Genomic DNA, 13,483 nt, shown 5'->3' on the forward strand with positions numbered 1-13,483 from the left:
TGCGCCGCCGTGGGCAGTAATGCACAGCGGGTTTTTTGTAATCGCGTATAAAGCCTTCATGCTGGCGCGCCGTCGACAGTTCGATCTCGTCATATCCGGACCATGCCTCCGTCTTCGCCTTTCCCCTCCGTCCTGACGAACAACCTGTTGATCAGCCTGGCGTATATCGCCCTCGGCTGGCTGGCGACTGGGCTGGCCGTGGCGGGGGGCTACGCCAGCCCCGTCTTCCCCGCTGCCGGCCTGGCGCTGGCGGCGGTGCTCTATCTGGGCGTGCCGGCGCTGCCGGGGGTGTGGATCGGTTCGATGGCGCTTCACCTGCTGCTCGCTTATGTCAATTCGTCCCTGAGCACCGCCGACACCATCGCCGCGATGGCCATCGCCAGCGGCGCAACAGCCCAGGCCTGGCTGGGCCGGGCGCTGATCCAGCGCTGGCAGGGCGACCAATGGCGCACCCTCGACAACGCCACCGCGGTGTTCCGCTTCCTGCTGCTGGGCGGCCCGCTGGCGTGCCTGGTGTCGGCCACCATCGGCATCCTCAGCCTGTTCCTCACCGGCGTGCTCAGCCGGCCGGCGCTGCCCTTCGCGTGGTGGAACTGGTTTGCCGGCGACGCCTTCGGGGTGCTCACCTTCACTCCGCTCACCCTGTGCTTCCTGCTCACCAACGATCCCCTCTGGCAGGCCCGGCGGCGGCGCATGGTGATCCCCGTCGCGGCCACCCTGGCGATGGCCACCGCGGCCTTCCACGCCGCCGCGAACTGGGAGCGCAGCGAGGTCGAACACCACCTGCAGAACGACGGCCTGCGCATCCACCAGCGCATCAGCGACCGCCTGCTGAGCCACCGGGAAGTCCTGCAGTCCCTGCGCAGTTTCATCGAGGTCACGCCCGACCTCACCGACAGCCGCTTCAACGCCTTCACCCGGTCGCCCCTGCAGAACAACCCCGATCTCCACGCCCTCAGCTTCAACACCTTCGTGCGCGATGCCGACCGGGCTGCTTTCGAGGCCGCCATGGGCCGTCAGCTCGGCCGCGCCGATTTCCAGATCACCGAGCGGAGCATCGACGGCATCCTGCAGCGCGCCGGCAAGCGCGACACCTACGTGCCGGTCACCCTCATCGCCCCGGCGGCAAGCAACCAGCGCGCCATCGGCTTCGACATCGCCTCCGAGGCGATCCGCTGGGATGCGGTCAACCGGGCCCTCGGCCAGCGCAGCGGCATCTACGTCACGGCCCCCATCCTGCTGGTCCAGGAGAACCAGGTGGCGGTGCTCACCCTGGCGCCGGTGCTGCAGCCCGGCAGCACCCAGCTCCGGGGCTTTGCGGTGGCCATCATCCAGGTCGGGCAGCTGGTCGAGCGCGCCCTGCGCGACACCCTGCCCACCGGCCTCAACGTGTCCCTCACCGACCCCTACGCCATCGGCAGCGTACGCCGCCTCGACAACGGCGAATCCCCCGTGAGCAGCGGCAAGCCGGAGCACCAGTGGGAGCACAAGCTCGCCTTCGGCGACCGGGAATGGCTGCTCAAGGTGAGCGCCGACGAGCGCTACCTCGAATCCCAGCGCTCCCTCAACGCCTGGGCCGTGGGCGTCGCCGGCCTGCTGTTCACCACTCTGCTGCAGGCCCTCTTCATGAGCCTCACCGGGCGCAACTGGATCATCCAGCGCCAGGTGGACCGCCAGACCGCCGACCTCGCCGCCAAGAACCGCGAGCTCGCCCTCGCCACCATCTCCATCAACAAGTCGCCGGATGCCGCCTTCTGGGTGCTGCCGGACGCCCGCATCGTGCGGGTCAATCCCGCCGCCTGCCGGCTGCTCGGCTATCCGGCCGAGGCGCTGCTCACCCTGCGCGTGCCCGAGATCGCGCCGGACATCAGCGAAGCCAGCTGGAGCGCCCTGTGGAATCGGGTGTGGGCCAACGGTTCGGATGTCTTCGAATCCATCCACCGCTGCAAGGACGGCAGCGAGATCACGGTGGCGGTGGTCGCCAGCCTGGTCAGCGCCGACGGCACCGACTACCTCTACGCCAGCGTGCGCGACATCTCCGAGCGCAAGGCCGCCGAGGCCGAACTCACCCGCCATCGCGACTACCTCGAGGAGCTCGTCGCCGCCCGCACCGCCGACCTCTCGGTGGCCAAGGAGGCCGCCGAAGCCGCCAACCGGGCCAAGAGCAGCTTCCTCGCCAACATGAGCCACGAACTGCGTACCCCGATGCACGCGATCATCGGCCTCACCCACCTGCTCCACCGCAACAACGCCGATCCCGCCCAGCACGACCGCCTCGACAAGATCTCCAGCGCCGCCACCCACCTGCTCCAGCAGCTGGGCGACGTGCTCGAACTTGCCCGCATCGACGCCGAACGGATCGCCATCGAGCAGACCCGCTTCACCATCGACGAACTCATCCACCGGATCATCGACCTGCTCGGCGCCAGCCTGGAAGGCAAGGGCCTCGGCCTGCAGCTCGACATCGACCCCGACCTCGCCGGCCGCCCGCTGATCGGCGATCCGCTGCGCATCCAGCAGGTGCTCGCCCACGTCGTCGGCAACGCGGTGAAGTTCACCAGCACCGGGATGATCGTCATCCGCGCCCGCCTCACCGACGCGCACGCCAGCGGCGCCCTGCTCCACATCGAGGTGCAGGACAGCGGGATCGGCATCACCGCGGCCGACCAGGAACGCATCTTCAACCCCTTCGAGCAGGCCGACGGCTCCGTCACCCGGCGCTTCGGCGGCACCGGGCTGGGCCTCGCCATCTGCCGCCGCCTCACCCGGCTGATGGGCGGCGACATCGGCGTGACGAGCGAACCGGGCCACGGCAGCACCTTCTGGATCACCCTGCGGGTCGGCGTGCTGCCCGGCGACGCCAGCGGCGCAGCGCCAGTCGAGCTCACCGCCGCCGAAGCCGAACGCCGGCTGCGCGCCGAGCACGGCCACCGCCGCCTGCTGCTGGTGGAAGACGACTGGGTGAACCAGGAAGTCAGCCTCGAGCTGCTCCGCAACGAGCTCGGCCTGCAGGTCGACCTCGCCCCCGACGGCGCCGAAGCCGTGCGGATGACCACCGACACCGCCTACGACCTGATCCTGATGGACGTCCAGATGCCGATCATGGACGGCCTCACGGCCACGCGCACCATCCGCGCCCGCCCCGGCCCCTGCGCCCGGGCGCCGATCGTCGCGATGACCGCCAACACCTTCGACGAAGACCGCAAGGCCTGCTTTGATGCCGGCATGAACGACTTCATCCCCAAGCCGGCCGACCCGGACCAGCTCTTCATCACCCTGCTGCGCTGGCTCGAAGGCCCCGCCCCCGCCGCCTATCCGGCCACGGCGTCCCACAGCAGCTTGACCCCCGACAGCCCCAGCGCTGCGGTGGCCAGCAGATAGAAGGGCCGCTCCGGGATGCGCTGGAGCAGGCGCATCCCCGTCCACACCCCCACCGGCACTAGCGGCAACAGCATCGCCGACATCACCAGCGTGTCGCGGGTGAACAGGTCCAGCCCCAGATAGAACGGCAGCTTGGCCAGGTTGAGCGCCGCAAAGAAGAACACCGACGTCGCCGCAAAGGCCTGCCGCGGCAGGCCGCGGGTCAGCAGGTAGATCATCAGCGGCGGCCCACCCGCGTGGGCCAGGGTGCTGGTGAAGCCCGCCCCCACCCCACACAGCCGGGCCAGACGCGGCAGCGGCGCCGTGTGGGCTTCGGCCTTCGGCTTGCGCAGCAGCCGGTCCGCGGCAAACACCACCGCAATCAGCCCCACCGCGCCCTTCACCATCCGGTCCGACATCACCCCGAAGGCCAGCGTGCCCAGCGCGATGCCCGCCAGCGACGCCGGCAGCAGCAGGCGCAGCTCGGCCCAGTCGGCCTTGCCCCGCCAGGCGCGGATGCCGAAGAGGTCCATCGCGATCAGCACCGGCAGCATCACCGCCACCGCGTCCCGCGGCGACATCCACATGGACATGAAAGGCACTGCCAGCCCGCCCAGGGCGCCGCCAAGGCCGGACTTGGAGATGCCGGTAAGCAGGATGGCGATCGCGGTGACGATCCAGCCGGTAGCATCGAGGTGCATGGGCGCATTTCGGAGAACGGGCGTGAACGATGCCACAAACTGCGCAACGCTTTTCCGATGCACTAAACTTCCTGACGCCACCGCCGAAAATTGGGCATTGCCCCTCGCCGCCCGCACCATGCCGCCCGAGCCTCCCCAGGACCATCTCGTCACGCCCGAACAGTTGTGCGTCGGCCTGTTCGTCCACCTCGACCTGCCGTGGTTCAGCCACCCGTTCAGCTTCAACAGCTTCAAGATCCGCTCGGCGGACCAGCTGAAGACCCTGCGCGAGCTGGGCGTCACCCGTTTCCGCTACGACCCCGAACGCTCCGACGTGCAGCCCCGCGGCACGGCGCCGGCCGCCCCCGCCGCGCCGCCCCCGCCGCCGGTCGAGGAAGACCCCGCCACCTGCGCGGCCCTCGCCGCCAAGCGCGAGCGGATCGCCCGCCTGGCCCAGCGCAAGCGTCAGGTCATCGAAGTCGAAAAAGCCTTCGTGAAGGCCGCCGGGGTGATGCGCAACATCAACAAGAACCTCTTCGCCCGCCCCAAGGAGTGCCTCGAAGAGGTGGACGAGCTGGTCAACCAGATGGTTGTCGCCTTCCTCGACCAGCCCGAGGCCGCGCTGCATGTGATGGGCGAGCACGCCGCCGGCGAGGAGGCCTATTTCCACGGCCTCAACGTGTCGATCCTGTCGATGATGCTCGCCAAGGATCTCGGCTTCTCCCGCAGCCAGAGCCAACTGCTGGGCGTCGGGGCGCTGCTCCACGACATCGGCCTCGCCGACATCCCCGAACGGATCGCCCGGGCGCGGCACGAACTCACCACCCCCGAACGCAACCTGCGCGAGCTGCACTGCGAATACGGCGTGCGCCTCGGCAAGCAGATCGGCCTGCCCGAGCCGGTGCTGCGCATCATCGCCCAGCACCACGAACTCGCCGACGGCAGCGGCTACCCGCGCCACCTGAAGGGCGACCAGATCGACCCGCTGGCCCGCCTCGTCGCGCTGGTGAATTACTACGACAACCTGTGCAACCCGGGCGACCTCGCCAAGGCCCTAACGCCCCACGAGGCCCTGTCGATGATGTTCGCCCAGCGCCGCAACAAGTTCGATGGCCAGGCCCTGCAGGTGATGATCCGCAGCCTCGGCGTGTATCCGCCGGGCTCGGTGGTGCGCCTGTCCAATGACGCGCTGGCGCTGGTCTCGTCGGTCAATCCGGTCAAGCCCCTGCGCCCGTGGGTCACCGTGTTCGACCCGGACATCCCCCGCGACGAGGCGATCATGCTCGATCTCGAACAGGAGCCCGACATCAACATCGCCAAGGCCCTGCGCCCGATCCACCTGCCGCCCGACGTGTACGAATACCTCAGCCCCCGCAAGCGCGTGACCTACTACTTCGACGCCGACTCCCGGCAGGGACGCAACCCATGAACAGCCGCTACCAGGACATCCTGCTCGGCGCCGCAGGGGAGATCCTGCTGCTGGTCGACCCGGCCAGCCTCACCATCCTCGCCGCCAGCCCGGCCACCGCGCGCCTGCTCGGCCAGCCCGTGGAGGCGCTGGCCGGCCTGCCCATCACCGAGATCGAATGCGCGCTCTCCGACGTGTTCTTCTGGGAAGAGGTGCGCACCGGCGGCATCACCGAAGAGCAGACCATGGAGGGCCTGTACCGGCGTGCCGACGGCAACCTGCTCGAAGCCCGCAAGACCGTCCGCCGCCTGCCCGAGGGCATCCTGGTGTGCGCCACCGACGTGGGCGCCCAGCGCCGCGCCGAGGACGAACTGGCCGAGATGACCTCCCGCCTGCGGGCCACCCTCGAAGCCACCGCCGACGGCATCCTGGTGCTCGACGGCAACGGCCGCATCGCCAACATGAACCGCCGCCTCGCCGGCCTGTGGGGGCTGCCCGAGGCGCTGCTGGCCCGCCACGACGACCAGGCCATCCTCGAACACCTGATCCACGCGGTCGAAGACCCGGCCGCCCTGCGCACCCTGCTCACCACCCACAGCCAGGATCTCAGCGAGACCTTCGACACCCTGCCCCTGCGCGACGGGCGGATCTTCGAGGCCAGCTCCCGCCCCGCCCGCCACGACGACGAGGTGATCGGCCGGGTGTTCTGCATCACCGACGTCACCGAACGCCACAAGGCCGAGCAGGCCCTGATCGCCGCCCGCGACGCCGCCACCTCCGCCAGCAAGGCCAAGAGCGACTTCCTGGCGATGATGTCCCACGAGATCCGCACCCCGATGAACGGCATCATCGGGATGGCCCAGCTCCTGCGCATGACGCCCCAGAGCGACGAGCAGCGGGACTACATCACCACCATCCTGTCGAGCAGCGAAGCCCTGCTGTCGATCATCAACGACATCCTCGACTACTCGAAGATCGAGGCCCGCAAGCTCAACCTCGAAAAGATCAGCTTCGACCTGCGCCAGGTGGTCAGCGACGTGGACAAGCTGTTCCGCCCGAAGGCCGTCGAACAGGGCCTGACCTTCGCCACCGCGGTCACCAGCGACGTGCCCCACGTGCTGCTGGGCGACCCGATCCGCGTCCGCCAGATCCTCGTCAATCTGGTCAGCAACGCCTTCAAGTTCACCGCCAGCGGGCGCATCGACGTGATGGTGGCGGTGGGCGAGCGCGAAGGCGGGCGCATCCAGCTGCAGGTCAGCGTCACCGACACCGGCATCGGCATCGGCCCGGACAAGTGCCGCAACATCTTCACCCCGTTCGAGCAGGCCGACATGTCCACCACCCGCCGCTACGGCGGCACCGGCCTCGGCCTGTCCATCTGCCGCATGCTGTGCGACCTGATGGACGGCGAGATCGGCGTGGACTCCGAGGAAGGCGTCGGCTCGCGCTTCTGGTTCACCATCCGGCTCGAGGCGGGCGCCGACGAGACCATCGCCGGCAGTGCCAGCGCACCGCGGCCGATCCTGCGCCAGGGCACGCGCATCCTGGTGGCCGAAGACAACCCCATCAACTGCACCGTGATCGCCCGGATGCTCGAACACTTCGGCGCCCAGGACATCACCTTCGCCGCCAACGGCGAGGACGCCCTCACCCGCTGTGCCGAGCGCAGCTTCGACCTCATCTTCATGGATGCCCGCATGCCGCGGATGGACGGCCTTACCGCCACCCAGGCGCTGCGGGAAAGAGGCACCACCACCTACATCATCGGGGTGAGCGCCGACGCGATGACCGAGGAGCGGGACGCCGCCCTCGCTGCCGGCATGGACGACTACCTGCCCAAGCCGATCAGCCAGGTCGCCCTGGCCGCGGCCATCGAAGGCTGGCGCCAGCGGATGGTGGCGATGCGTCAGCTGGAACAGCGCCGCGACGGCGACAAAATGTAAGCTTTCTCCCGCCCCGCGCCCGGTGGCGACGGGGAATAGCCGCCGCCAAGCCACAGATTCACTTACAAATCCCCGCCGGGGCGCCGCCCCGCGCCGGCTATTCTTGGCTCAGCCGGGTAACTCGCCCGGGACCCGAGGAGAAGCCAGATGCGCAACACCCGTCAGATGATCGCCGCCGCCGTGCTCGGCAGCCTGGCCTTCGGCATGGCGCTGCCCGCCAGCGCCCATGGCGACCGGGGCCGGGGTTGGGGCGAACGCCACCACCATCACCTGCGTCATTACCACGATTACCGGGGCGGCTACGCCTATGCGCCGGCGCCGGTCTATATGGCGCCGCCGCCGATGGTCATCGAACGGCCGGTCGTCTATCGGCCCGCGCCCGTCTATGCCTACCCGAGCGCGCCCGCCATCACCATCGGCCTGCCGCCGGTGGTCATTCCCCTGCGTTGATGCGCGCCCGACGCCGCACCCGGCCAGCCGCCGGCACGTGCGTGGGCGGTGTGAAGGCCAGCAGCTGCGCTGCCGCCTCCTCCGGCATGACCGGGCGGAAGCTCGCCGCCACACAGCAGATCTGCGCCTGGGTGAGCTCCTCGATGTAGGTGCGCATGATCGTCACCACGCCTTCGCTGCCGGCCTCCATCAGCAGCACGGTACGCTCCTCGACCTCCGCCAGATCGGCCGCGTAGAAGGTTTCGTCCACCCGCTGGATATGCTTGCGTGCGTGGCTTTCGAGCAGCCCGATGGACAGGCGGAAAGCCAGGAACTGCATGCGCTGGGCCAGATCGACCTGGGCCAGCCACACGCGCCCGAACAGCTCGGCGACGGGTAGCGAACAGGCGGCGGGGGAAATCGGCAAAGGGGACGTTGGCAGCATGATCGGGATCTCGTGGAGAGGTCGGGCGGACCGAATTCTTTTTGTAGCCTAGCGGCCGGGAGAGTCAAGCAGCCAAGCCGCGCGCTCGCGCAGCCGGCGGGCCCAGTCGGCATTGAGCCCCGCCGCCTCGGACAGGCGGGTGAGCTCGGCGGCGTCGGGGCGATGGGCGGTGTGGGCCGCCCACAGGCGGGCGAGGGTCAGGCCCGGCGCCGGTCGCTCGACCAGTTCGAGCACATCGCCGGCGCGGATCGTGCCTTCCTGCACCACCCGGAAATACCAGCCGGTACAGCCCAGGTCGGCGATCAGCCGCGACATGGGGTCGTGTTCGAGGCGGTGGCTGATCTTCCAGCACGGCTGACGCGGCTGGCTCACCTGCAGGCGGCAGGTGCCGGCGGCGTATATGTCGCCGATGCACACCGTCGCCTCGGTAAGGCCAATCCCCGAGAGATTCTCGCCCAGCACGCCGGGCACGAGGCTCGCCGCGATGGCCGGCACCCGCGCCGCCAGCAGGGGGTAGTGCTCGGCCGGGTAGTAATGCACCGCCTTCTCGGGGCCGCCATGGACGCGGCGGTCGCCCTGGATGTCACCGGCGAGGCCGCTCGTGCCGACCGCAACCGGGCCGCCTACCGGCGACTTGAAGATGCCGGTCTGCTGCCCTTCGGGCGGCAGGGCGCGGAGGGTTCCGACATAAACTGCTCTTATCGGCGCATTCATCTCGCTGAAATATCTGGCCACAAAATCAAACGTCCCCCATTGTGCGCCCGATCGCCCGCCTGTCAAGCCGGCCAGAGCCAGGCCGCGCCTCTCACGCCGGAAGAATCGCCATGCGCCGCCCGCACCAGACGGGTCGACACCGCATCCGAAAACACGTGGGGCAGCCATCGATGGGGCACTTCGTCATAAAGTGCATCAATGTTCGAAAGCCCGCCGCCGAGCACGATCACGTCGGGGTCGAGCAGGTTGATGACCCCCGCCAACGCCCGCGCAAGGCGGTCGGCGTAGCGTGCCAGGGTCGCCGCGCAGTCTGCCTCGCCTGCCGCCGTAGCGGCGACGATCTCGGCGGGCGACAGCGCCGCCCCCGCCATGCGCAGATGATCCGCCGCCAGACCGGGGCCGGAAAGGTAGGTTTCCACACAGCCCGCGCGGCCGCAGTAACAGGCCGGCAGCGGCAGATCGCCCCCCGCCGGCAGGGGCAGCGGGTTGTGGCCCCACTCGCCGGCGATGGCGTTGGGGCCTTCCAGCACCCGCCCGCCCACCACGATGCCGCCGCCCACGCCAGTGCCGATGATGACCCCGAACACCACGTCGGCCCCCGCCGCCGCACCGTCCGCCGCCTCGGAGAGGGCAAAGCAGTTGGCGTCGTTGGCGAGGCGCACCGGCCGGCCCAGCAGGTTTTCCAGATCGCCCTGCAGGGGCTTGCCGATCAGGCAGGTGGAATTGGCGTTCTTGACCAGCCCGGTGCGCCGCGACAGCGCCCCCGGCATGCCCACGCCCACGCTGCCGCGCTGGCCCAGCTCGTCCTCGACCGCCGCCACCAGCCCGGCCACCGCCGCGAGGGTCGCCGGATAGTCGCCCTGGGGCGTCGCCACCCGCCGCCGGGCGAGCACCTCGCCGCCGTCGCCGAGGGCGATGATTTCGATCTTGGTGCCGCCGAGGTCGATGCCGATGCGCATGGTGCCGCTGTCCGGAAGAAAGGATGGGCGGATGATATAGCCCCGTGCGCTGGCGCGCGGGCTGGCATATTCTTGAGGGCGACGACAAACCACCTCCACCGCCCACCGCGCCATGCCCCACGAAGCCGACATCCCGGAAATCCGGCAGATCTTCCTGAGCGCCACCGCCCAGGACTGCCGGACATACCGCGAGGCCGTGCGGGATTTCATCCACGACAACATCGAGCACGCCAAGGTCTTCCTTCAGGAGAACTGGGCCGAAGGCGGCAACTTCGTCGAGCCGGTGTGCAAGCGCAAGGTGGACGAGTGCGACGCCTACATGGGGCTGTTCGGCTTCCGCTACGGCTGGACGCCGCCGCTGCAGCGCAGCTCCATCACCGAGCTGGAGTTCCGCTGGGCGGTGGACCGCTGGCGCGAGGGCGAGGCGCCGATCTTCGTGCTCCGCCCGCGCCCCGGCACCGAGGCCGAGCAGCACCTGCGCGAGCAGGCCGCCCGCTTCCACGACAAGCAGCCCCCCGCCGAGGCCGAGGCCGACCGGGCGGCTCAGCGCGCCTTTCTCGCCAGCGTTGACCAATGGGCCTCCAACGGGCGCATCCAGGTTTTCTACGACGACCAGCGGCAACTGGAGGCCCGCGCCGCCTTCTGCATCACCAACTGGGATCTCAAGGTTCTGCGCAAGGCCCGTCACGGGCGCTACCAGGCTTCGGGCGACATCGACCGAGGAGAACTCGGGCGGATCGGCCGCAAGCCCCAGATCGCCGCCCTCCAGGACGCACTCAACGCCCTGCGCGACCGCCGCAGCGAGCGGGCCGCCGCCTTCCTCGTCCACGGCCCCGAGAACCACGGCCAGCTGGAGTTCATCGAGTTCCTGCGCGAATGGCACGACGAGTGGGAAGGCATGGACATCCGCTGCGGCCAGGCCGACGAACCCGACAGCGCCGAATCCCTCATCTGCTGGACCTGCAGCCAGCTGGGCGAACCCCTGCTGGGCGAGCCGACCATCGACGCCCTGGCCGGCCTGCTGGCGACCCGGCTGGCCAGCCGCTCGGTGGTGCTCATCCTGCGCACCGCCGGACGCGAGGCCAACCGCCTGGCCCTGTTCCAGCAGCGCTTCTGGCAGCCCCTGCACACCGCCCTGGCCACCCGCCAGCCCGGCGGACGGGGCCGGCTGTACTGCTTCATGGCCGACCACGCCCCCCTCGCCGACCCGCCGCCCGCCGGCTTCCGCACCCTCGATCTGGACGCCGACGACGTGGACTACCGCCAGATCCTCGCCCTTCCGCCCCTCACCCGCCTGACGGCCGGCCAGGTGCGCAACTGGCTCAGCGACATCCGCAAGAGCGCCGGGGTCCGCCTGGACGAAGACGAGCGCGACGCAATCGCCACCTACGCCACCACCCCCGACGGCAACCCGCCCGACGTCTATAACCGCCTGAACCTGCACGGCTTCTGGAGCCGCGCCCGCTGAGGACCATCACCGTGCCCGACACCCCCGCCTACGCCGACTTCACCGGCAAGCGCTCTGCCCACTACGTGGCCGCGCCCCACACCGCCACCATCGTCAACCTGGCCATCCGCCTGGGCCGGCCGCTGCTGGTCGAAGGCGAAGCCGGCTGCGGCAAGACCCGCCTCGCCAGCGCCATCGCCGAAGAGCTGGGCGTCGGGCTCACGGTGATGACCGTCAAGAGCACCAGCCAGGCCAAGGATCTGCTCTACCGCTTCGACGCCCTGCGCCGCCTTCAGGACGCCCAGGACCCGGCCAACACCAGCGCCCGCCAGGTCTTCCCCTACATCGAGCTGGAGCCCCTCGGCCACGCCATCCGCGAAGGCCAGCCCCAGGTGGTGCTCATCGACGAGGTGGACAAGGCCGACATCGATTTCCCCAACGATCTCCTCGACGTGCTCGACCGCTTCGAGTTCGACATCGAAGACCTGCCCCGCACCGAGGACGACGCCTGCCGCGCGGCGCGGGGCCACGGCCGCCACGTGGCCGGCCCCGAGGGCGGCGTTCGCCCCATCGTGCTCATCACCAGCAACCGCGAGAAGCAGCTCCCCGAGCCCTTCCTGCGCCGCTGCCTGTACGTGCAGCTGGATTTCCCCGCCAATGATCCGGCCATGCTGGCCGAAATCGTGCGCAAGAACCTCGCCGCCCGGGCCGAGACGATCAGCGACGAACTCATCACCGGCGCCGTGGAGCGCCTGTGCCGCATCCGCGAGCGCGGCCGCGAGTTGGGCATGCAGAAGCTCCCCGCCACCTCCGAGCTCGTCGACTGGGTGCGCGTGCTCCACTGGCAGGGCCGCAAGGCCGAGGCCATGTCGGTGGACGCCCTCGACGCGGTGGATCAGGCCGTGCTGTTCAAGATCCGCCAGGACATCGAACGCTACCGCGCCCGCACCGACGCCGAGGCCGGGCGGTGACCCACCCCCTGCCGCCCCTGCTGCTGGGGCTGTTCCGTGAGCTCAAGGCCAATGGCGTGCCGGTGGGCATACGCGACTACCTGGACGGCATCGAGGCCCTGCGCCTGGGCTTCGGCCAGGATAGCCGCGCCGCCCTGCGCGACCTCGCCATCGCCCTGTGGAGCCGCAGCGACGAGGAGCGCCGCGTCATCAACCGCTGGTTCGACGTGCTGCCCGCGCCCGACGACGCCCTCGCCGCCACCATCGACGACCAGCTCGACCGCCTAGACACCACCGCTTCCGAACCCACCGGAGCGCCCACCGCGCCAACCGCCCGGCCCACGGCCCAGCCCGGCGCTGGCACCACACCCGCCCCTGCAACCAGCCTCTCCCCCGAAGCCACCGCCACCCAGGCCGAGCGCGCCCGGGTCTCCTTCGCCGCCGCCCGGGAAGGCAGCGGCCTACCCATCCCGCGCCTCGCCAGCGCCCCGGCCATCGACGAGGACTACGTCCTCACCCCCCAGCCCCTCGTCAGCCCGCGGGACATGGCCGTGCTGTGGCGGCGCTACCGGCGCAGCACCCGCCACGGCCCACGCACCGAGATGGACCTCGCCGCCACCCTGCGCGAACGCTGCCGCCGCGGCCTACTGTGCCGCCCGGTGTGCCGCCCCCACCGCAGCAACAGCGCCCGGCTGCTGATCCTCGCCGACGCCAGCCCGAGCATGGACCCATGGCGCCCCTTCCTCGCCACCCTCGCCGAATCCCTGCCCCTCGGGCGGCTGGCCCGGGCCGAGGTGCGCTACTTCAGCAACCAGCCGCGCCGACAGCTTTACGCCACGCCCGGCCTGACCGAGCCCGAAACCCGGGACGACGTGCTGCGCCGCCACGCCGGCGCCGCGCTGCTGGTGGTGAGCGACGCCGGCAGCGCCCGGGGCGCCCTCAACCGCCGTCGCGCCCTGCAGACGGCCGATTTCCTCAACGAAGCCCGGCGCCACTTCCCCGCCACGGTGTGGCTCAACCCCATGCCCAAACGGCGCTGGGCCGGCACCACCGCCGGCCTCATCGCCGACGGCCCGGTGCCCATGCTGCCGGTGGACGCGCCGCACCTGCTGCGCGCCATCGACATCCTGCGCGGCAACAAATAGACC

The 13,483-nt window shown here is 70.1% G+C and carries 11 protein-coding genes; 7 read left to right on the forward strand and 4 right to left on the reverse strand.

The genetic code is table 11. The features are described from left to right. Positions 1-147: 147 nt before the first annotated feature. Positions 148-3,381, forward strand: a complete 3,234-nt coding sequence (locus GH681_RS07270) for a CHASE domain-containing protein (RefSeq protein ID WP_194271163.1) — start codon at positions 148-150, stop codon at positions 3,379-3,381. On the opposite strand, the gene GH681_RS07275 is transcribed toward GH681_RS07270, so the two are convergent. Then, positions 3,312-4,061: a sulfite exporter TauE/SafE family protein gene (locus GH681_RS07275; RefSeq protein WP_153160805.1), complete on the reverse strand. Its 750-nt coding sequence runs from the start codon at positions 4,059-4,061 to the stop codon at positions 3,312-3,314. The two genes, GH681_RS07270 and GH681_RS07275, sit on opposite strands and share 70 nt — an antisense overlap. Before the next feature lie 97 nt (positions 4,062-4,158). Here GH681_RS07275 and GH681_RS07280 point away from each other — a divergent pair, with 97 nt between their 5' ends. The 3 genes from GH681_RS07280 to GH681_RS07290 all read left to right on the forward strand — a co-directional run bounded on the left by GH681_RS07280 (position 4,159) and on the right by GH681_RS07290 (position 7,841). Continuing rightward, positions 4,159-5,469, forward strand: a complete 1,311-nt coding sequence (locus GH681_RS07280) for an HD-GYP domain-containing protein (protein WP_228111809.1) — start codon at positions 4,159-4,161, stop codon at positions 5,467-5,469. Further along, positions 5,466-7,391, forward strand: coding sequence for an ATP-binding protein (locus GH681_RS07285; RefSeq protein WP_153160806.1), 1,926 nt, complete (start codon positions 5,466-5,468; stop codon positions 7,389-7,391). The genes GH681_RS07280 and GH681_RS07285 overlap by 4 nt, the downstream gene beginning before the upstream one ends. Positions 7,392-7,538: 147 nt before the next feature. Next, on the forward strand, positions 7,539-7,841 hold the full coding sequence (locus GH681_RS07290) for a hypothetical protein (RefSeq protein WP_153160807.1): 303 nt from the start codon (positions 7,539-7,541) through the stop codon (positions 7,839-7,841). Here the strand turns inward: GH681_RS07290 and GH681_RS07295 are convergent. The 3 genes from GH681_RS07295 to GH681_RS07305 all read right to left on the reverse strand — a co-directional run bounded on the left by GH681_RS07295 (position 7,825) and on the right by GH681_RS07305 (position 9,938). Further along, positions 7,825-8,265 carry a hypothetical protein gene (locus GH681_RS07295; protein WP_153160808.1) on the reverse strand — a complete coding sequence of 147 codons (441 nt, stop codon included), beginning with the start codon at positions 8,263-8,265 and terminating at the stop codon, positions 7,825-7,827. The genes GH681_RS07290 and GH681_RS07295 overlap by 17 nt on opposite strands. A gap of 48 nt (positions 8,266-8,313) precedes the next feature. Further along, positions 8,314-8,979: an MOSC domain-containing protein gene (locus GH681_RS07300; RefSeq protein ID WP_153160809.1), complete on the reverse strand. Its 666-nt coding sequence runs from the start codon at positions 8,977-8,979 to the stop codon at positions 8,314-8,316. A 62-nt stretch (positions 8,980-9,041) separates the two neighbouring features. Next, a complete protein-coding gene (locus tag GH681_RS07305) occupies positions 9,042-9,938 on the reverse strand; it encodes an ROK family protein (protein WP_153160810.1) in 897 nt (298 codons plus the stop codon). Between the two features lie 112 nt (positions 9,939-10,050). On the opposite strand from GH681_RS07305, the gene GH681_RS07310 reads away from it, so the two are divergent. The 3 genes from GH681_RS07310 to GH681_RS07320 are packed head-to-tail and all read left to right on the forward strand — an operon-like array spanning position 10,051 to position 13,480. Then, positions 10,051-11,406, forward strand: coding sequence for a DUF4062 domain-containing protein (locus tag GH681_RS07310; protein WP_153160811.1), 1,356 nt, complete (start codon positions 10,051-10,053; stop codon positions 11,404-11,406). An 11-nt stretch (positions 11,407-11,417) separates the two neighbouring features. Next, positions 11,418-12,356 (forward strand): MoxR family ATPase, encoded by a 939-nt coding sequence (locus tag GH681_RS07315; protein ID WP_194271164.1) that lies wholly within the window; start codon positions 11,418-11,420, stop codon positions 12,354-12,356. Then, positions 12,353-13,480, forward strand: a complete 1,128-nt coding sequence (locus GH681_RS07320; RefSeq protein ID WP_153160813.1) for a VWA domain-containing protein — start codon at positions 12,353-12,355, stop codon at positions 13,478-13,480. The genes GH681_RS07315 and GH681_RS07320 overlap by 4 nt, the downstream gene beginning before the upstream one ends. Positions 13,481-13,483: the final 3 nt, after the last annotated feature.

Origin of the sequence: Zoogloea sp. 1C4 (genome assembly GCF_009469605.1) — a bacterium.
GTDB lineage: Bacteria > Pseudomonadota > Gammaproteobacteria > Burkholderiales > Rhodocyclaceae > Zoogloea > Zoogloea oryzae.

Excerpts from the sequence above, each read along its gene's own strand:
- GH681_RS07275 (WP_153160805.1), bottom strand. The coding sequence starts at position 4,061 with ATGCACCTCGATGCTACCGGCTGGATCGTCACCGCGATCGCCATCCTG.
- GH681_RS07285 (WP_153160806.1), top strand. The coding sequence starts at position 5,466 with ATGAACAGCCGCTACCAGGACATCCTGCTCGGCGCCGCAGGGGAGATC.
- GH681_RS07290 (WP_153160807.1), top strand. The coding sequence starts at position 7,539 with ATGCGCAACACCCGTCAGATGATCGCCGCCGCCGTGCTCGGCAGCCTG.
- GH681_RS07295 (WP_153160808.1), bottom strand. The coding sequence starts at position 8,265 with ATGCTGCCAACGTCCCCTTTGCCGATTTCCCCCGCCGCCTGTTCGCTA.
- GH681_RS07300 (WP_153160809.1), bottom strand. The coding sequence starts at position 8,979 with ATGAATGCGCCGATAAGAGCAGTTTATGTCGGAACCCTCCGCGCCCTG.
- GH681_RS07305 (WP_153160810.1), bottom strand. The coding sequence starts at position 9,938 with ATGCGCATCGGCATCGACCTCGGCGGCACCAAGATCGAAATCATCGCC.
- GH681_RS07310 (WP_153160811.1), top strand. The coding sequence starts at position 10,051 with ATGCCCCACGAAGCCGACATCCCGGAAATCCGGCAGATCTTCCTGAGC.